This is a genomic window from Actinoplanes sp. TBRC 11911, assembly GCF_012933445.1.
Classification (GTDB): domain Bacteria; phylum Actinomycetota; class Actinomycetes; order Mycobacteriales; family Micromonosporaceae; genus Actinoplanes.
In genome coordinates, this window is record NZ_JABBNC010000033.1 from 60,812 (window position 1) to 79,116 (window position 18,305).

17 protein-coding genes are annotated in these 18,305 nt (G+C 71.0%); 6 read left to right on the top strand and 11 right to left on the bottom strand.

All coding sequences use genetic code 11. The features are described 5' to 3' along the window. Window positions 1-71: 71 nt before the first annotated feature. Genes HH310_RS45590 through prmC form a run of 4 tightly spaced genes read right to left on the bottom strand, consistent with a single transcriptional unit; the run spans window position 72 to window position 3,184 of the window. Window positions 72-1,028, bottom strand: a complete 957-nt coding sequence (locus HH310_RS45590) for an L-threonylcarbamoyladenylate synthase (RefSeq protein ID WP_169179671.1) — start codon at window positions 1,026-1,028, stop codon at window positions 72-74. A gap of 12 nt (window positions 1,029-1,040) precedes the next feature. Continuing rightward, entirely contained in the window at window positions 1,041-1,637 is a 597-nt protein-coding gene (locus tag HH310_RS33215) for a phosphotyrosine protein phosphatase (protein ID WP_312034488.1), read from the bottom strand. A 1-nt stretch (window position 1,638) separates the two neighbouring features. Next, on the bottom strand, window positions 1,639-2,283 hold the full coding sequence (locus HH310_RS33220) for an L-threonylcarbamoyladenylate synthase (RefSeq protein ID WP_169179723.1): 645 nt from the start codon (window positions 2,281-2,283) through the stop codon (window positions 1,639-1,641). A gap of 37 nt (window positions 2,284-2,320) precedes the next feature. Next, complete coding sequence (gene prmC / locus HH310_RS33225) at window positions 2,321-3,184, bottom strand: peptide chain release factor N(5)-glutamine methyltransferase (RefSeq protein ID WP_312034489.1); 864 nt, start codon at window positions 3,182-3,184, stop codon at window positions 2,321-2,323. Between the two features lie 80 nt (window positions 3,185-3,264). On the opposite strand from prmC, the gene HH310_RS33230 reads away from it, so the two are divergent. The 3 genes from HH310_RS33230 to HH310_RS33240 are packed head-to-tail and all read left to right on the top strand — an operon-like array spanning window position 3,265 to window position 7,401. Further along, window positions 3,265-4,770: a diguanylate cyclase gene (locus tag HH310_RS33230; RefSeq protein WP_169179673.1), complete on the top strand. Its 1,506-nt coding sequence runs from the start codon at window positions 3,265-3,267 to the stop codon at window positions 4,768-4,770. After that, complete coding sequence (locus tag HH310_RS33235; RefSeq protein WP_169179674.1) at window positions 4,767-6,092, top strand: hypothetical protein; 1,326 nt, start codon at window positions 4,767-4,769, stop codon at window positions 6,090-6,092. Before HH310_RS33230 ends, HH310_RS33235 begins: the two co-directional genes overlap by 4 nt. 1 nt (window position 6,093) lies before the next feature. Further along, entirely contained in the window at window positions 6,094-7,401 is a 1,308-nt protein-coding gene (locus HH310_RS33240; protein ID WP_169179675.1) for a PQQ-binding-like beta-propeller repeat protein, read from the top strand. On the opposite strand, the gene prfA is transcribed toward HH310_RS33240, so the two are convergent. Next, complete coding sequence (gene prfA / locus HH310_RS33245) at window positions 7,385-8,476, bottom strand: peptide chain release factor 1 (protein ID WP_169179676.1); 1,092 nt, start codon at window positions 8,474-8,476, stop codon at window positions 7,385-7,387. The genes HH310_RS33240 and prfA overlap by 17 nt on opposite strands. Window positions 8,477-8,545: 69 nt before the next feature. Next, window positions 8,546-8,770 carry a 50S ribosomal protein L31 gene (gene rpmE, locus HH310_RS33250; RefSeq protein ID WP_169179677.1) on the bottom strand — a complete coding sequence of 75 codons (225 nt, stop codon included), beginning with the start codon at window positions 8,768-8,770 and terminating at the stop codon, window positions 8,546-8,548. Between the two features lie 217 nt (window positions 8,771-8,987). Between rpmE and HH310_RS33255 the strand changes: the two genes are divergently transcribed. Beyond that, window positions 8,988-9,746, top strand: coding sequence for an RNA ligase (locus tag HH310_RS33255; protein ID WP_169179678.1), 759 nt, complete (start codon window positions 8,988-8,990; stop codon window positions 9,744-9,746). Continuing rightward, the gene (locus HH310_RS33260; RefSeq protein WP_169179679.1) at window positions 9,743-10,639 is read left to right on the top strand and encodes an AAA family ATPase; all 897 of its coding nucleotides are present in this window, start codon (window positions 9,743-9,745) and stop codon (window positions 10,637-10,639) included. Before HH310_RS33255 ends, HH310_RS33260 begins: the two co-directional genes overlap by 4 nt. A 61-nt stretch (window positions 10,640-10,700) precedes the next feature. Here HH310_RS33260 and HH310_RS33265 read toward each other — a convergent pair whose 3' ends face one another. Beyond that, window positions 10,701-11,771 (bottom strand): transposase, encoded by a 1,071-nt coding sequence (locus tag HH310_RS33265; RefSeq protein WP_248294675.1) that lies wholly within the window; start codon window positions 11,769-11,771, stop codon window positions 10,701-10,703. 110 nt (window positions 11,772-11,881) lie between these two features. Between HH310_RS33265 and HH310_RS33270 the strand changes: the two genes are divergently transcribed. Further along, window positions 11,882-12,499 carry an RNA ligase family protein gene (locus tag HH310_RS33270; protein ID WP_169179681.1) on the top strand — a complete coding sequence of 206 codons (618 nt, stop codon included), beginning with the start codon at window positions 11,882-11,884 and terminating at the stop codon, window positions 12,497-12,499. Here HH310_RS33270 and HH310_RS33275 read toward each other — a convergent pair. From HH310_RS33275 to HH310_RS33290, 4 genes are all read right to left on the bottom strand, one after another. Next, window positions 12,496-13,650 carry a nitric oxide synthase oxygenase gene (locus HH310_RS33275; protein WP_169179682.1) on the bottom strand — a complete coding sequence of 385 codons (1,155 nt, stop codon included), beginning with the start codon at window positions 13,648-13,650 and terminating at the stop codon, window positions 12,496-12,498. The two genes, HH310_RS33270 and HH310_RS33275, sit on opposite strands and share 4 nt — an antisense overlap. 128 nt (window positions 13,651-13,778) lie before the next feature. Beyond that, the gene (rho, locus tag HH310_RS33280) at window positions 13,779-15,776 is read right to left on the bottom strand and encodes a transcription termination factor Rho (RefSeq protein ID WP_169179683.1); all 1,998 of its coding nucleotides are present in this window, start codon (window positions 15,774-15,776) and stop codon (window positions 13,779-13,781) included. A 345-nt stretch (window positions 15,777-16,121) separates the two neighbouring features. Next, window positions 16,122-17,033, bottom strand: coding sequence for a homoserine kinase (gene thrB, locus HH310_RS33285; protein WP_169179684.1), 912 nt, complete (start codon window positions 17,031-17,033; stop codon window positions 16,122-16,124). Window positions 17,034-17,041: 8 nt separating this feature from the next. Continuing rightward, a complete protein-coding gene (locus tag HH310_RS33290) occupies window positions 17,042-18,268 on the bottom strand; it encodes an MFS transporter (RefSeq protein WP_169179685.1) in 1,227 nt (408 codons plus the stop codon). Window positions 18,269-18,305: the final 37 nt, after the last annotated feature.

Here is an 18,305-nt window from a genome sequence, read left to right on the forward strand (position 1 = left end):
GACGACGGCTTCGCCGGCGGCGATCGCAGCCTGAACTCATCAACGCGGCATCGCGCTCCTCGCTGAATTACCTAGGCGGCTGCACGGACTAAACGGTCGCGGATCGCCAGCCAGTCCTCGTGCTTGGGTGGCTCCTGGACCAGGATCGTCGCGGCGCCCTCGTCGTCCATCCGGTGCAGCGCGGCGTACAGGTCGGCGGCGTACTCCTGCGGGTCGCCGGAGAGCACCTCGGCGCCCGGCACCCCGGCCCCCTCGTAGGTCAGCACCGCGACCGGTGCCGCCAGGCCGTCCCGCTCGGCCGCGCGCACGTCCGGGACCAGGATCAGCTTGGCCCGCGGGGCGTAGTGCCGGCGGCTCATGCCCGGCGAGTTGCGTGCGGTGCCCTCGTGCGGCAGCGCGATCTCGCCGATCACCTCGCGCAGCTCCCGCAGCGGCAGCGCGCCCGGGCGCAGCAGCGTAGGCACGCCGGTGGTCAGGTCGAGCACGGTGGACTCGATGCCGCGCGCGGCGGGTCCGCCGTCCAGCACCAGCGGCACGTCCGGCAGGCCGCGGGCCACGTGCTGGGCGGTGGTCGGCGAGATGTGCTCGGACCGGTTCGCGCTGGGCGCGGCCAGCGGGAGCTGCGCGGCCTCCAGCAGGCGCAACGCCACCTCGTGCGCGGGCACCCGGATCGCGATCGTGTCGCCCGCCGTGCCCGCCGAGGTCAGCCGCCGGTTGCGGGGCAGCACCAGGGTCAGCGGGCCGGGCCAGAAGTTCGCGGCCAGCTCGTTCGCGAGCGACGGCCAGGACCGGGTCAGCGAGCGGGCCGACTCGACGTGCGGCACGTGCACGATCAGCGGGTTCCACGTGGGCCGGTTCTTCAGCCGGTAGACCTCGTCGATCGCCCGGCGGGACAGCGCGTTGGCGCCGAGCCCGTACACCGTCTCGGTGGGGAACGCGACCACCGACTCGGCACGCAGCAGCTCCGCCGCGCGGCGCAGGCCGGCGGCGTCCGGCGTGACGATCTCCCCGAGGCGCGTGCTAGTCACGGCTGGAGCTTGTCACGGCAGCAGCAGAGTGGCGAACGGGACGAGCGTGTCCTCGATCTCATCACCGATTCGCTGGAATGTCTGGTCGCCGCGGCCCCACGGGTCGTCCAGGTCGTCGCCGGGCTGGGCCGGCTCCCCGTTCCGGAGCCGGCCCGCGGCCTCGACGATGGCCACGCCGCGGTCGTAGACCGCGTCGGGCTTCGCATCGGCCTCCGGGAGGCCCTCCGGGTCGACCGAGCCGAGCAGCCGGCCGAACTCTCCTAAAACGAACGTTCGTTCGGCTGCGTCCGGCCGCAAGGCCACCACGTAGTCGTACTGGTCGGCGGTGGCCGTGAAGATCAGGTCGGCCTCGTCGATGTAGTCCCCGCGCAGCTTGCGAGCCTCGAACCCCTCGTCCGAACCGCCCCGGGCCCGCACTTGACGGGCGGCCGGCGGATTCATCTCCTCGCCCTCGTGCCACCCGCCGGTGCCGGCGCTGACGCTGCGCACGAGATGGTCGCCGCTGGCGCCGATCCGGTCCCGCACCGCCCGCGCGAGCAGCCGCTCGGCCATCGGGGACCGGCAGATGTTGCCCATGCAGACGTGCAGCACGGTGAACGGCGCCGGCACCTCAGGACTCCGGTGCGAGCAGGTCCGGTACGACGTCGCGCAGCTTCTCCAGCGGGATCGCGCCGGCCCGCAGCACCCGCGGCACCGCCCCGGTGACGTCGACGATCGTGCTGGGCGCCGGGTCGGCAGCAGGACCGGCCTCGAGGTAGATGCGAACCGCGTACTCGAGCTGGTCGCGGGCCTCCTCGGCGGTGGTCGGCGCGGGACGGCCCACCTTGTTGGCGGTGGTGACCGCCATCGGCCCGACCTCGCGCAGCACCTCGAGCGCGACCGGGTGCAGCGGCATCCGCACGGCCACCTGGCCGCCGGTGTCGCCGAGGTCCCACTGCAGGCTGGGCGAGTGCTCCACGTAGAGGGTGAGCGCGCCCGGCCAGAACGCGTCGGCCAGCTCGCGGGCCGCGCTGGGCAGCGAGTAGACCAGTCCGTCCAGCGTGTGCCGGGAGCCGACCAGCACCGGCGGCGGCACCCGATCGGTGACGCTGCGTGCATGGTGCAGGGCCGTTATCGCGTGCGGGGTGAAGGCGTCCGCCCCGATGCCGTAGACCGTGTCGGTGGGCATGACGACCAGTTCGCCGCTTTTCGCCGCCTCGACGGCGGCGGCGACGCCACGGTCACGATCCGCGGCGGTGCGACAGTCGTAGAGCATCACACCGTGCAGTCTGCCATGCGGTGTCCGGCACCGATCACCTGCGCCGTGCCGTCGTGAAGCGCGGGCGGCCGGCCAGGTCCCGATGGGCGGTCACCTCGGTGAACGCGCCGTGCTCGCGCAGCAGGGCGGGGACGGCCGCGCCGTGCACGTCGTCGTGCTCGATGCCGACGTGGCCGCCGGGCCGCACCAGCGCCGCCGCCAGCGCGATGACCGGCCGGATCACGCTCAGGCCGTCCGCGCCGCCGAAGACCGCCTCGGCGGGGTCGTGATCGGCCACCTCGGGCGGGACCGTGGTGCCGTCCGGCACGTACGGCGGGTTGCAGAGCAGCAGGTCCACCCGCCCGCGCACATCCGACAAAAGCGATAAATCGGTTACGTCGCCCTGGACCACGTCGACCGAGTCGAAGCCGGCCGCGTTGCGACGCAGGAAGGACAGGGCGACCGGCGACCGTTCCACCGCGATCACCCGCCCCGGCCGGGCCTCGTCGGCGACCGAGAGCGCGATCGCCCCGGAACCGCTGCAGAGATCGACCACCGTGTCGCCGTCCGCGGTCAGCGCGATCCCCCAGCCGGCCAGCAGCTCGGTCTCCGGGCGCGGGATGAAGACGCCGTCGCCCACCGACAGTTCCAGATGGCGGAACGCCGCGGCGCCCAGGAGATGCTGCAACGGGATCCGCCGGGCCCGTTCGCCGACCAGCGCGGTGAACCGGCGCAGTTCGTCCGGCCGGATCTCGTCGATCAGAAAGAGCCTGCCCCGGGGCACTTCGAGCACGTGCGCGGCGAGCAGTTCGGCGTCCACCCGGGGCGACTCGACACCGGCATCGGCCAGCGTCGCGCTCGCCGTCGCGAGTACCTGGCCCAACCGGGCCCTGCAGGGGTGTTCGTCGTGCGGCTCCACGGCATAATCATCTGACGTCACGTGCGACGCCGACCGGCCGGGTCGGCGCATGACGCGCGTGTCGCGGCTGGAGGCGCCTGGTGAGTTGGTTGGACCAGCTCGCGGAAAACATCGAGGAGCTGCGCCAGGCCGGGAGCCTCATGCAGGACGGCCGATCCGCGAGGGCGCTGCCCATCCTCGACCAGGTTCTGGCCGTCTCCACCGATCCGCACACCCGGGGGTACGCGTCGGTGCAGCGCTTCGGCGCGCTGATCAACCTGGGCCGGGTCGCCGAGCTCAATGCCGCGATGACGGCGGCGGAGAACGCCGTACGGGAAGCACCCGATCCCTATCTGCGTGGTCAGATGCACGCGTTCGCCGCTCTCGGGGCCTACCTGCAACGGAAGGTGGACCGCGGCGTCGCGCATCTGGTGCAGGCGTCCCGGGCGCTGGCCGCGGTGCCGGAAAGCGACGTGGAGACCGCCTGGGGCTGGCACGACCTCGCCATGGCGTACTCCTATCTGGGCTTTCACGGCCAGGCGCTGACCGCGATCGAGCAGGCCCGGCAGATCGGCGCCGCGGCCGGCCTGGCGCCGGAGATCTTCGCGGCGCCCGGCATCCGGCTGCGCAACGCGGTGTCCCTCGACCACCAGGGCGACACCGACGGCTGCCTGCGCGTGCTGCGCGACATCGACGCCGAGCTCACCCGGTACGTGGCGAGCGGCGCCGGCCAGATGCGACCGGGCAGCCGCGCCGCGTACGGCTACGCCCTGGCCCGCCGCAACGCCCTCGGTGAGGAGACCGAGGCCGACGCCGTCCACTGGTTGACCGGCGGCGGCGACAGCGTCCGCACCCGCGACCTGCACCACCTCGGCAACGTGTGCCTGACGATCGCGGCGGGCCGCCCGCAGCAGGCGTTGTCGATGCTGGACGCGGTGCCGGTGTCGCCGGAGATCCTGGGCGCCGCCGAATCGGCCCGGCTGCGCAGCATCTGCTACGCGAGCGCGGGCGACCACGCCGCCGCGCACGCCGCCGACCGGTACGCGTTCCGGTTGACCGCGCAGAACATCGACCGGCTCCGCGACGGTTACCTGGACGGGGTCGCCGCCCGGCTGGACGCTCAGGAGGCGCAGCGCGACCCGGCCCGCTTCGGCGACGAGACGCTCACCGATCCGTTGACCGGCTTGCCGAACCGCCGGCAGCTCGAGCGGTACGTGACCGCGATGCTGGCCCGCGGCGAACGCGCCGCGGTCGGCGTCTGCGACCTGATCGGCTTCACCGACGTGAACGCGCGGCACGGCCGGCACTGCGGCGACCTGGTGCTGCAACGCATCGCCGGCGTGCTGAACAGGGTGATGCGGCGCGGCGATTTCGTGGCCCGCTTCGCCGGCGACGAGTTCGTGGTGGTGCTGCCCGGCGCGGGTGCCGCGCAGGCCGCCGAGGTGTCCCGCCGGATCGCCGCGGCCACCAGCGCGGAGAACTGGCATTCGCTGGTCCCGGGCACCCCGATCGGGCTGGCGGCCGGCTGGTCCGAGGTGGGCGCCAACGGACGTTCGCTCAGCGCCGCGCTGGCCGCGGCGGCCGCGAACCGCGCGCCGACGAGATGACCATCATCGAGCTGGGCGAGGCGACCTGGTCGGCGGCGGAGAGCCCGGGTCAGTCGCCCCGCGAGCGGCGGGTCGTCGCGATCGTCCTGCTCACCGCGGTGTGCCTGGCCGCTCTGGTGGCCTCGGAACGGCCCGCGCCGATGGGCGTGCGGCCATTGTGGAGCGCGCCGGGCACCTCCGAGAACGGCACGATACTCACCCACGACGCGGCCTACCTGCAGGAACGCACGCGGGACGGGACGCGGGTGACCGCGTACGAGCTCGCCACCGGCCACCAGCGCTGGAGCCGCGATCTGACCGGGTCGATCGGTTACCTGTATCCCGCCGACGAGGCGGGCCTGCTGCTGGCCCCGGCCGATCGGCAGATCGTGGTGCTCGGGCCCGGTTCGCCCGAGCCGATCGCGCCCGAGTTCCATCGCGACACCGTGGCGCTCGACCCGCTCACCGGGGCGGAACGGTGGCGCGCGGACGGCGAACCGATGATCGTCGACCGGACCACCGCGATGATGGTCGACTACGCCGAGGAAGGGCTGCCGCGCCGGATGCGGGTGATCGCGTTGAGCGACGGCCACACCCTCTGGTCGATGGCGACGCGCGACATCGACGCGCAGACGCTTGCCATGGCCGACGGACGGCCCACCGCGCTGATCACCGTCGCGAAGGACGGCACCACCTCGACCTACCGGTACGCCGACGGCGTGCGCACCGGCCGGGCGCGAATCCCGTGGGTCCCGGCGAAACGCGACAACGGCTACTTCAACGACATCTTCGTCGCCGGGGACAAGGCCGTGGTCAACCACGCCACTCCCAACGGCTTCGACGTCCGCGTCTATCGCCTGGACACGATGACGGAGAGCTGGCACATCGCCAGCGAGGACGGATATCTCGTGCCGTGCGGCACGCTGCTGTGCGCCAGCATGAACGGCGTGCTCGCGGCCTGGGATCTCGACGGCGTGAAGCGCTGGGAGATGCCGGCCGTCGACTCTCTCTGGCCGGTCGGCGGCAATCGGATCGTGCTCGGCAGCAACGGCGGGACGAATGACACCCCCATCCTGATCGACACCACCACCGGCCGGCGGGTCGGCGACTCCCCGACCGGCTACATGGTCTGGACGAACGAGCCGGCCGACTCGATCCTGCTGCTGCGCGCGGCCACCTCGCCGGCGAACCGGACGGCGATCATCCGCTGGGACCTGCGCACCGGGCGGCACTACGTGGTCGGCATGATCGACCGGTCGGCCGGGGTCGAGTGCCAGAGCGTCGGGAACTATCTGGTCTGCCGCCGCGGGCCCGACACCGTCGAGGTCACGGCGGTGCGCTGAGATGGCCACGATCGAGCTCGGCGAGGTCGCCGGCACCGATGCGCGGCCGCCCGGCGTCCCCCTCGATCGGGCGCGCATCGCCCGCTACGCCCTGTCCGTGCTGAGCCTGCTCGCTCTGCTCCTGGCCGGTGGCTCGGCCCGTACCGCCCCGCCGTTCTTACGGGTCGCCTGGAGCGCGCCGCTGGCCGACGGCGACGCGGTCAGCTTCACCACCGACACCGCCTACGTGAGCCGCGGCGTCGACGGCCACGTCGAGATCACCGCGTACCGGCTGGCCGGCGGCGAGGTGCTGTGGCGCAGCACGATCGACGACTTCGGCCCGCTCTCCCCCGAGCCGCGGGGCAACCTGGTCCTGCTGCGCGTCGACCCGGTCTCGATCCAGCGCCCGCTCGACGACGGCGGGCAGCTCACGCTCTTCTTCTACCGCGCCACGATCGCGCTGGACGCCCGGACCGGGGCCCGGGTGTGGCGGGCGGCCGGCGAGCAGGGCGCCACCGGCGGCGGCATGGTGCTGCTCGGCGAGCACGACAAGAACGCGAACCTGGAGCGGCTCACCATGGTCGACCAGGCGGGCCGCCGGGTCTGGAGCCGCCCGGTGCCGGGCGCCCGCACGTGGACGATCATCGAGTCGGACGACCGCCCGGCCCAGGTCGTCACGGTGAGCGAGGACAACAGGCTGACCTTCCTCCGGTACGCCGACGGATCGGTCCTGCGTTCGCAACTGCTCCCCCGCCCGGCCTCCGAGGTCGCCTTCGTGGACGGATACCTGCTCGGCATCGACCGCTCCGACCAGCCCCCGTTCGACGCCACCTGGACGGTCTACCGGTGGGGCGACCTCACGCCGCTGTGGAGCACCGGCTCCGAGGACTGGATCACCGGCTGCCGCCCGCTGCTGTGCGGCTTCAACGCCGACGGCCTGGTCGCACACGATCCACAGACGGGTGCGGTGCGCTGGCATGCGCCGGCCAAACGCTCGGCCCGCTCGGTCGGCGACGACCGGCTGCTGCTCACCGACGTGCTGGACAACGGCGAGACCACGCTGGTGAACGCCGTCACCGGCCAGCGAATCGGCGAGCCCGCCCCGGGCATGGAGGTCTGGGACGGCGGCCCGCACGACTCGGTGCTGGCGTTACGGCACACGAAGAACCCGCCGGGGCTCGTGTCGGTCACCCGGCTCGACCTGCGCACCGGTCGCGCCCTCCTGCTCGGCGCGATCGACCCGATCCAGGTGATCACGTGCTGGGACCTGGGCCGCTATCTGGCCTGCCCGGACACCAAGGGTCACCTGGTCGTCAGGGACGTCGGCTGATCTCCGTCTCGCCGGCCAGGCGCGCCTGCCGGTCCGCCTCGGCGAGCGCGTCCAGCACCGCGTCCAGCTCGCCGCCGAGAACCAGGTCCAGGTTGTACGCCGTGTAGCCGATCCGGTGGTCGGTGATGCGGTTCTGCGGGAAGTTGTACGTGCGGATGCGCTCCGAACGGTCGACCGTACGCACCTGGGCCTTGCGCGAGTCCGAGGCCGCCGCGTCCGCCTCCTCCTGCGCGATCGCCAGCAGGCGGGACCGCAGGATGCGCAGCGCCGACTCCTTGTTCTGCAGCTGGCTCTTCTCGTTCTGGCAGCTCACCACGGTGCCGGTGGGGATATGCGTGATCCGCACGGCGGAGTCCGTGGTGTTGACCGACTGGCCGCCCGGCCCGGACGAGCGGAACACGTCGATCCGCAGGTCGTTCGGCTCGATGTGCACGTCGACGTCCTCGGCCTCGGGCAGCACCAGCACGCCGGCCGCCGAGGTGTGGATGCGGCCCTGCGACTCGGTGACCGGCACGCGCTGCACCCGGTGCACGCCGCCCTCCCACTTGAGCCGCGACCAGACCCCGTGACCGCCGTCCGGAACGCCCTTGGTCTTCACCGCCACCGAGATGTCCTTGACGCCGCCCAGGTCCGACTCCTGCGAGTCGATCACCTCGACGACCCAGCCGTGCTTCTCGGCGTAGCGCGTATACATGCGCAGCAGGTCGCCGGCGAACAGGGCCGACTCCTGGCCGCCCTCGCCCGCCTTGATCTCGATGATCACGTCCTTGGCGTCGTTCGGGTCGCGCGGGATGAGCATCTCGCCGAGCTTCTCCTCGAGCGCGGGAAGAAGCGACGCGACCGCCTCGACCTCGGTCGAGAACGCCGGGTCTTCGGCGGCCAGTTCCTTGGCGGCGGCCAGATCCTCGCGGGCGGCCTCCAGCTCGGCGTTGGCCGCGTAGATCGGCGCCAGCTCGGCGAAACGACGGCCGACCCGGCGTACGAGGGCCTGATCGGAGTGAATGGAAGGGTCCTCCATCCGCTTCTCCAGCTGGGCGTACTCCTCGAGAAGCGTGGTCAACCTGTCGGTGCTCACGGTTAATTCTCCCCACATACGAACGGCGCCCGCCCCCGGGGATGCCGGGTGCGGGCGCCGTTGAAGCAGCTACTTCTTCTTGGCAGCGGTCACCTTGGCGTACTTGGCCTGGAACTTCGCCACGCGGCCCGCGGTGTCCAGAACGCGCTGCTTGCCCGTGTAGAACGGGTGGCACGCGCTGCAGGTCTCGACGCGGATCTCGCCGCTGGAAGCGGTGCTACGGGTGGTGAAAGTGCTGCCACAGGAGCAGATGACCTCGGTCGTCTTGTACTCCGGGTGGATGCCGCTCTTCATTTCGGTCCCTCTCGGTGGAAGTGGTCGCCGGGTCGCTGTCAGCACCGCGCTGCCCCTCGAGGGCAGTGAGCTCGGGCGTGAACCGGAACCTTTGCTGGCCGATGTACCAGTCTGCCATGTCACGTTCGCCAACCAGAAATCGGGCGACGCGGCTGGTCCGCGATAGATAACGTGAGCCGCCCTCACGGGCATTCCCGAGCGCCACCCGGAGATCGCCATGACCCTGCTCGCCGACATCCTCGATCCGGTCGAACTGACCACGGCGGTCGAAAACGGACACGTCCGCATCCAGCACCACCCGTCGCTGCCGTTCCTGATCTACAACTACACCGAGGCCTGCCAGTACGCCGGTGCGTGGACCCCGGTGACGCTGGCCTGCCGCGGCCTGATCGTGGACGCCGGCGGCCGCGTCGTGGCCCGCGGGTTCGAGAAGTTCTTCAATCACGACCAGCCGCAGGCGCCGCGCCTCGATCCGGCCGCCGCGGTCCGGGTCACCGACAAGGCGGACGGGTCGCTGGGCATCGTCTACCACGACGGCACCGGCTGGGCGGTGGCTACGCGCGGCTCCTTCGCCTCCGACCAGGCCGTGCACGCGACGAAGGTTTTGCGTACGAAATATCCGGATTTTGTGCCGCCGGACGGTCTCACCGTGCTCGTGGAGATCATCTACCCGGAGAACCGGATCGTGATCGACTACGCGGGCCTGGACGACCTCGTGCTGCTCGGCGCGGTCGAGGTGGCCGGCGGCCGGTCGTTCGGGCCGTCCGCGGTGCCGACCTGGCCCGGCCCGGCGGTCGAGTCGTTCGGCTATGCGACGCTCGCCGAGGCGCTGGCCGCTCCGCCGCGCGACGCCGTCCGCAGCGACCACCGCGGCCTGCTCTTCCTTCGGCTCGACGGCAAGGACTACCGTCCCGCACTCTGGCAGCAGGCCCGCCCGGCCGGCGACCTGACCGCGACCAAGGTGACTGACGAATGACGAGACTGCTGATCACTCGTGGGCTGCCCGCGTCGGGCAAGACCACCTTCGCCCGCAAGCTGCAGCCGGGCGTCGTCCGCGTCAACCGCGACGACCTGCGCCGGATGCTGCACGGGCGGCGGCTGTTCACCCAGTGGGCGGAGGCCCAGGTCACGCACGCCCAGCGGGCCGCCGTGGAGGCGCTGCTGCGGGCGCACGCCGACGTGATCGTCGACGACACCAACCTGCGCGCCAAGACCGTACGCGAGTGGGCCGAGCTGGCCGCCCAGCACGGCGCGACCTTCGAGGTGCACGACTTCACCGACGTGCCGCTGGAGGAGTGCATCCGGCGCGACACCGAGCGCGACCCGGACGACCAGGTCGGCGAAGAGGCTATCCGCCGGATGCACGGACGGTACCTGGCGGGCAAGCGGCTGCCGCTCGCGGTGCCGTGGGTGGACCCGGGCGGGCCGGGCCACGTCTACCGGCCCGATCCGGAGCTGCCGGCCGCGATCCTGGTGGACATCGACGGGACGGTCGCGCTGATGGACGGTCGTAGCCCGTACGACTGGTCGAAGGTCGGCTCGGATCTGCCGAACCAGCCGGTCATCACCGCGGTCCGGGCGATGCACGCGGCCGGCAACGCGATCGTCTTCTGCTCCGGCCGCGACGCCGTCTGCCGCCCGGAAACCGAGGCGTGGCTTGACCTTTACGTCGGTGTCCCGTACGAAGCTCTCTTTATGCGGCCGGAAGGCGACAGCCGCAAGGACGCCGTCGTGAAGCGCGAGTTCTTCGAGACGGAGATCAGCGACCGGTGGCGCATCGCCGGTGTGTTCGACGACCGCCGCCAGGTGGTACGCATGTGGCGGACGCTCGGCCTGACGGTGTTCCAGGTGGCGGAGGGAGACTTCTGAGGTCATGAACTCGGCCATGAATGCGCGAGCTTGCAGTCGTTCACCCCGCTGGCTGCGAGGGTCACGCCGCGTTCGGCTGCATGACGGCAGCCCTGCGCGCGATGTTTCGCGCAGCGTTGTGGTCGGCGGGGCCAGCGTGCCCGCACCTCAAGCAGCGGAAGTCGTCGCGGGTGAGGCGATTCCGCTTGTCGACGTAACCGCACTCGTAGCACTCCCGCGAGGTGTTTCGCGGATCGACCAGTGCGACCGGCACACCGGCGATGGCCGCCTTATACCCGACGAACTGGCGAAGCTGGTAAAACGCCCACGAGTGCAGGTCGGACCGCTGGGCCTTCTTAACCGTCATCCGGTGGCGAATCCCGCTCAAGTCTTCAAGCTTGATCCCGCGGCCGGTGCCTTTGGCCGTTCCGACGAGCATCTTGCTGATGCAGTGGTTCACGTCCCGCGCATAGCGCGCTTCCTTACGCCGTCGACGTTTGAGCAGCCGCTTGGCACTCTTGGTGTCCTTGGCCTGCAGACGCCGCCGCAGTTCCAGGTTACGCCTGCGGACGGCGCGGACGGCTTTCCCACTGTGGGCCGTGCCGTCGCTGTCGGTAGCCAGGTTGACCAGACCGAGGTCGACGCCGAGCCAACCATCCGGTTCGCCGCTCCCGGGCGGCTCGGGGACCTCGATAACCACGGCGAGGTACCACTTACCGTCGCGCACGATCAAGTCGGACTGCCCTCGTGCGACGGTGCCGGCAAGATTGGTCCACCGGCCCTGATAGACGACGGGAACGACTATCCGGCCGGTCAGGGTGAGGATCGAGACAGCGTCACGGCCCTTCCAGGTCAGCATCCGCTGGTCGTACTGCACGGCGCCGTCAGGCCGGAAGGTCGGCCTGATGCTCTTGTCCCGCTTGTACGCCTCGCACGCCTTGGCGATCGCGCGCACGGCCATCTGCGCGCTGAGCCCGAATTCAGCGCGCAGGTCCGCGTAGATGATTGGCTGCAACGCGATCTTGTTGGCGGTTCGCTGTTCGAAGGCGACCTCGGCTACTCGATTCACGGCGGCGTTGCAGGCCCGCATGGTGGCGTCGAGCAGCGCGATCTGCTCGCCCGTCGGGGCCAGCTTCAACAACTCGGTCACCATCACGCATTGAAGATATACGTCAATAAGGGAAGGGTCATGGCGACAGACCGTTGGTCTCTACCCGGCTTCCTGCCAGCCCTGAAAGATTGGGCTCCCGCCCTTGATATCGCATGAAGTATCCGCGCACCTTTCACCTGCCCGACTCGCCCGGCGCGTCGGCGGACGACAAGGTGCAGCACGACCTGTCCTGGCTGGACGGGGAGCTCGTCGTGACCGAGAAGCTCGACGGCGGAAACCTCACCTTCACCCGCGACTCGATGTACGCGCGCTCGCTCGACTCCGGCACCCAGCCCTGGGACCGCCCGGCCAAGGGGTTGTGGGCGATGACCGCGCACCGGATCCCGGACGACTGGCGGGTCTGCGGCGAGTCCATGTGGGCTCGCCGCAGCATTCCGTATTCGGATCTGCCCGGCGTCTTCATCGTGTTCGGCATCTGGGACGAGACGAACACGCTGCTGGGCTGGGACGACACGGTGGACTGGGCGCGGCGGCTGGAACTGCCGGTGGTTCCGGTGCTCTACCGCGGTCTCAGCCTGTCCGAGGCCCGCGCGGCCTGGGCCCGGCAACGCGACCCGGCAACCTCCGAGGGCTTTGTCGTACGCGTCGCCGGGCGCATCACCGCGGCCGAGTTCCCGTTTCAGGTGGTCAAGTGGGTGCGCGCCGACCACGTGCGCACACCGGCGTCCTGGCGGCAGCGCGACGACTTCGCGGTCAACGGGTTCGCTTAATTCCCGTACGGGCAGCGACTCAGCTTCGCGGCCTCGTCGTCCAGGTAGAACGCCGGCCGCAGATCTATCTCGTCGTAGTAGCGGTGGAAAACCGGGGTCAGCGCGCCCGACATCGGCGGGACGATCCACGTCCAGTCGGCCGGTGTGCGGCGCCCCGCCTTCGCCTCGTTCTCGATGTGCTTCAGGAAACGCTGCGACTCGGTGTGGTGGTCGGCCATCTTCACGCCGGCCTCCTCGAAGCTCCACAGTACGGCCCGGTTCAGCTCCACCAGCGCGCGATCGCGCCACAGCGTCGACTCGCGCGACGTGTCCAGGCCCAGCCGCCGGGCGATGAGCGGGAGCAGGTCGTAGCGATCGGCGTCGGCCAGGTTCCGCGCGCCCACCTCGGTGCCCAGGTACCAGCCGTTGAACGGCGCCAGCGGATAGTGCACCCCGCCGATGGTGAGCCGCATGTTCGAGATCGCCGGGACCGCGTGCCAGCGCACCCCCAGCTCGGCGAACCACGGCAGCTCCGGATGCCCGATCGGCACCTCGCGGATGGCCTGTTCGGGCAACTCGTACAGGCGTACGCCCTCGGCCGGGGTTTCGATGGCCAGCGGCAGCACGTCGAAGTGCTCGCCCTTGCCCTGCCAGCCGAAGCCGCGCATCGCCGCGGTGAAGCCCTCCTGCCGGGAGTCGCCGACCGGGCAGCCCCCTTCGTCGCGGTAGCCGGCGTAGCGGATCAGCTGCTCGTTCCAGACGCGGGCGAACGGCTGGCCCGGCTGCGCGGGCGCGAAAACGCTGATCACCGGCCGGATCGAGCCGTCGCCCGCCGTCCGCAGGTGGTTGACCAGCAACGAGAAGATCTCATCGGCGGTACGCGCGCGGCGCCGATCCAGGACCATGAGGCTGCGCCAGTAGAGCCGTCCGATGCAGCGGCTCGCGTTGCGCCAGGCCATCTTCGCGCCGTGGGTGAGCTCGTCGGGCGTGTGCACATAGGTGCCGGTGGCCGCGATCTGCGCCCGCACGATGGCGAGCCGCGGTTCGACCGGTCCGAGCCGGGGGTTCTCGACATAGCACTGGCGGAGGAAATCCTCGGCCTCGCCGGGGTCGACGGGGGCCGCGGGATCCCACTTCTCGATCGGATGCTCCCGGTAGCCGGGCACGATCATCGGGCGCCTCCCACATAACTAGACGTAGGAGATTTGCACGTCTTAGCCCGGGATGGCCCGCACAACCTGTGCGACAAAAAGGACGCGGCCCCTCCGTTCGGAGGAGCCGCGCCCGTTCGTTCGGTTCGTTACTCGCCCGGGGTCGACTTCGCGATCTGCATCAGGAACTCGACGTTCGTGCGGGTCTGCTTGAGCCGGTCGAGCAGCAGGTCCAGGGCCGCGGACGAGTCCAGCGAGTGCAGGACCTTCCGCAGCTTGTGGATGATCGCCAGCTCTTCCTTGCCGAGCAGGATCTCTTCCTTACGCGTACCGGACGGGTCGATGTCGATCGCCGGGAACACGCGCTTGTCCGCGATCTTCCGATCGAGCTTGAGCTCGGCGTTGCCGGTGCCCTTGAACTCTTCGAAGATCACCGTGTCCATCATCGAACCGGTCTCGACCAGCGCGGTCGCGAGAATGGTGAGCGAGCCACCGTTCTCGATGTTGCGCGCCGCGCCGAGGAACCGCTTCGGCGGGTACAGCGCCGTCGAGTCGATACCACCCGACATGATCCGGCCGGAGGCCGGTGCCGCCAGGTTGTACGACCGGCCGAGCCGGGTCACCGAGTCGAGCAGCACGACCACGTCGTGGCCCAGCTCGACGAGGCGCTTGGCCCGCTCGATCGCCAGCTCGGCGACCGTGGTGTGGTCCTGCGGCGGACGGTCGAACGTGGCCGCGACGACCTCGCCCTTGACCGAGCGCTGCATGTCGGTGACCTCTTCGGGCCGCTCGTCGACCAGCACGACCATCAGGTGGCACTCGGGGTTGTTGTGGGTGATCGCGTTGGCGATCGCCTGCAACACCATCGTCTTACCGGCCTTCGGCGGCGAGACGATCAGCGCGCGCTGGCCCTTGCCGATCGGCATGACCAGGTCGATGACCCGGGTGGTGAGGATGTGCGGCTCGGTCTCCAGCCGCAGGCGGTCCTGCGGGTAGAGCGGGGTGAGCTTGTAGAACTCGGGGCGCCGGCGAGCCTCGTCGGGCTCCATCCCGTTGATCGTGTCGAGCCGGACCAGCGGGTTGTACTTGTCCCGGCGGGAGTCGCCGCCCTCACGCGGGGCGGCCCGCACGGCACCGGTCACCGCGTCACCGCGGCGCAGGCCGTACTTCTTCACCTGGGACATCGAGACGTACACGTCGTTCGGGCCGGACAGGTAGCCGGTGGTGCGGACGAACGCGTAGTTGTCCAGGACGTCGAGGATGCCCGCCACCGGGACGAGCACGTCGTCGTCGTTGACGTGCGGCTCGCGGCCGCCGTCGCGCTGACCGCCGTCCCGCTCGCCACCGTCGCGGTCACGGCCGCGGCGACGGTCCCGGAAGCGGCTGCGCCGGCTGCGGCGTCCGCCATCGCCGCCGTCGTTGTCGTCGTCGTCATGACCCTGGTCACGCGGTCCGCGGTCGTCCCGCTGGCCGCGATCGTCGCGCGGTCCGCGGTCGTCCCGCTGGCCACGGTCCTCGCGCGGGCCGCGGTCCTCCCGCTGGCCACGGTCGTCACGCTGGTTACGGTCCTCGCGCGGGCCGCGGTCCTCCCGCTGGCCACGGTCGTCACGCTGGTTGCGCTGCCGGTCGCCGCGGTCACGGTTGCGCTCGCCACGCTCCGGCCGCTCGGTGCGCTCGGTCGTCGCCGTCTCCGGCGGGGCCTGAGCTTGGGGCTCGGCGGCGGTGTCTCGCTCTCGTGGCGCGGAGCTGCGCTCGCGGCGGCGGCTGCCACCCTCGGCGGCGGGGGCCGCCTCCGGCTGCACGGCAGCGGTCTGCGCGGCCTCGGCCGGAGCCGCCTTCGGCGTCTCGGCCGGCTGCTGCTCCACTGGTGCCGCGGTCGCCGCGACCTCGCTGGTGCGCGGCCGAGGGGTGGACTCGGCGGACCCGCCGCCGCTCTGCCGCTCGGTGATCGCGGTGATCAGCTCGCCCTTGCGCATCCGGGCGGTGCCGGAGATACCAAGGGAGGCCGCGAGGCTCTGAAGCTCGGGCAGCAGCATCGCGGAAAGCCCCGTGCCGCCGCGGCGGCGCTTCGTGGCGGTCGCGGTGGTGCCGGCGCCTGCGTCAGCGACGTCAGAAACACCCGACGTCACGTCGGTGGTGTCGCTCAATGGATTCCTTCCGTCGGAAAAAGCCCGAGAATCCCGGTGTGCAGCCTGGTGGCCGGTGCTTCTCGGAACCCGCCTCGCAACAGCGGCGCGGGAGTTGGTGCAGCACGGCAGCTCGACGGTGTCCCGACCCGTCATTCATTGACGGATAGGTCTCGGCGAGTGCAGCGACCTAGATTGCTGCTCGGCGTGTGCCTTGCTGAGAATTTGAGACGGCCAGGACAGACCTCTAGCCAACCCGCCTAAAACTGAGTCTCGGGGGTGCGCGCCGAACCGCAGAGCTTGCTTCGCGGCTGTGCTAGGTCTTGAGCGTAGTCAACTCGTACGACCTGCGGCAACAGGACCCCGCTAGGCGAGTTCCACCATACTCCCTTTGACAAGAGCTCCGGCGCCATCCACGCCCAACGACTTCGCGAGCCATTCTGTTCCCGGGTGGAAATCGTCCGGGACCTCGGTAAACGCCAGCACCGAGGGCCCCGATCCGCTGACCACCGCCGGCACGCCGACCGACCGCAACCCCGCCACCAGCGACGCCGTCCCGGGCATCGCCTCGGCGCGATAGCCCTGGTGCAGGCGGTCCTCGGTGGCCGGGAAGAGCAGCGACGGGTCATTGGTGAGGGCGTAGGTGAGCAACGCCGAGCGGCCCGCGTTGAACGCGGCGTCGGCGTGCGGGACATCGGAGGGCAGCGCCGCCCGCGCCGATGCCGTGTATCCGCGCTCCTTGGGCACGAAAATCGTCGGCCGGACCCGATCGGACACCGGTAACCGCACCGCCCGCGCCCCGCCGCCGTCGGTCCAGGCGATCGTGAACCCGCCGAGCAGGCAGGGCGCCACGTTGTCCGGATGACCTTCGAGCCGGGCGGCGATGTCCAGCGCGGTCTCGTCGTCGATCAGCCGCGTCCCGCCCTCGACCAGACCGCGGGCCAGCTGGACGCCGCCCACGATGGCCGCCGAGGAGGAGCCCAGGCCGCGCGCCTGCGGGATCCGGTTCACGCACTCCACGGCCAGCCCCGGGGGCCGCTCGCCCATCGCGTCGAAGGTGGTGAGCATCGCCCGCAGGACCAGGTGCTCCTCGTGCTCGGGCAGTTCGCCGGCCCCCTCGCCGGTCACGGCCACCCGATACCCGTCGCCGGTGACCCGGGCGGTGAGATCGTCGTAGAGGGCGAGCGCGAGTCCCGCCGCGTCGAAGCCGGGACCGAGATTAGCGCTGGTGGCCGGCGTGCGGACGGAAACCGCCCCGGTGCCGAAAGTCAGGCCCATGCGGGTGATCATGTCACGTTCTCGGCACGCGGCGTGAGGCTCAGTTTGCGGGTGGCGATCCGCCAGATGATCGCGTAGGTGAGTGTGACCAGGCCGCATCCGGCCAGTACCCAGCGCTCATTCACGTGGTCGATGACGGCCGAGGCGCCGAGCTGGCTGATCGCGATGGCCAGCGTGGCGAGCATCATGTCGGTGGCGAAGACCCGGCCGCGCAGCTGATCGGGCACCTCGCCCTGCAGCGTGAAGTTGGACAGCACCCAGTTCGCCCCGCCCGCGAAGTGCGCCACGAAGACCAGCGCCAGCACCAGCGGGAACCACGGCGCCGCCGCTACCCCGAGGTAACCCACGCCGTACAGGGCCATGGAGAGCGCGAGGCCCGGTAACAGCCAGGACCGGTGATGCAGCACCGGCCGCAGGACGAACGGGCCGACCAGGGCGCCCAGGCCGCGCACCGCGAAGAGCAGGCCGGCGCCCAGCGCCCCGGCCCCGTACAGGCCGGCGATCAGCGGGAAGACGATCAGGACGCCGTTGCCCAGACCGGCCGCCGTCTTCACGGTGACCAGGGCGCGGATGCGCGGCCGGGCGAGAATGTAGCCGAGCACCTCGCGCAGGGCGTGCCAGGTCGGCGGCGGCGGTCCGTCGGTGCGCGGCGCCTGCATCGGCCGCCGGATCAGCGTGGTCAGCAGCGCCCCGGCGAGCAGGCAGACGGTGGTGACGGTGAAACTCGCGTACGGCCCGAACACCGCGCCCATCACGCCGCCGAGTGACGCCCCGACGATCGTCATCGTGCCCCACGTCGATCCGGCGACGGCGTTCGCGGCGGCGAGGTCCTCCGGGTCCACCACGTTGGGCAGCGCGGCCGACGCGGCCGGCGAATAGAAGGCCTTCGCCACCGCCATGCCGCCGACCGCGACGATGGCCAGCGGCGCGGTGGTCGCCGACCGGACGGTGAACAGGAGCAGCGCGGCGACGAAGGCCCCGAGATTGGCGCAGATGAGGATTTTGCGGCGGTCGAACCGGTCCGCGACGGTCCCGGCGAAGGGCAGCAGCAGCGCGTTGATCCCGGTGTCGGTGGCCAGCACCAGACCGCCCCACACGCCGCTGCCGGTCAGCTCCGGCAGCAGCACCAGCAGCGGGACCATGACGAACCAGTCGGATCCGAAGACCACCAGCTCGGCGACGAACAGACGACGGAAGTCACGGTTTCGGGTAATGACCGATATCGCTGTTGCCACGTACCCGGATCTTACGGATGGGCGGACCGGACATCCC

Excerpts from the sequence above, each read along its gene's own strand:
- HH310_RS33220 (WP_169179723.1), bottom strand. The coding sequence starts at position 2,283 with ATGCTCTACGACTGTCGCACCGCCGCGGATCGTGACCGTGGCGTCGCC.
- rpmE (WP_169179677.1), bottom strand. The coding sequence starts at position 8,770 with ATGAAGAGCGGCATCCACCCGGAGTACAAGACGACCGAGGTCATCTGC.
- HH310_RS33275 (WP_169179682.1), bottom strand. The coding sequence starts at position 13,650 with ATGATCGTGCCCGGCTACCGGGAGCATCCGATCGAGAAGTGGGATCCC.
- HH310_RS33235 (WP_169179674.1), top strand. The coding sequence starts at position 4,767 with ATGACCATCATCGAGCTGGGCGAGGCGACCTGGTCGGCGGCGGAGAGC.
- thrB (WP_169179684.1), bottom strand. The coding sequence starts at position 17,033 with ATGGGCCTGACTTTCGGCACCGGGGCGGTTTCCGTCCGCACGCCGGCC.
- HH310_RS33265 (WP_248294675.1), bottom strand. The coding sequence starts at position 11,771 with ATGGTGACCGAGTTGTTGAAGCTGGCCCCGACGGGCGAGCAGATCGCG.
- HH310_RS33260 (WP_169179679.1), top strand. The coding sequence starts at position 9,743 with ATGACGAGACTGCTGATCACTCGTGGGCTGCCCGCGTCGGGCAAGACC.
- HH310_RS33240 (WP_169179675.1), top strand. The coding sequence starts at position 6,094 with ATGGCCACGATCGAGCTCGGCGAGGTCGCCGGCACCGATGCGCGGCCG.
- HH310_RS33255 (WP_169179678.1), top strand. The coding sequence starts at position 8,988 with ATGACCCTGCTCGCCGACATCCTCGATCCGGTCGAACTGACCACGGCG.
- HH310_RS33270 (WP_169179681.1), top strand. The coding sequence starts at position 11,882 with ATGAAGTATCCGCGCACCTTTCACCTGCCCGACTCGCCCGGCGCGTCG.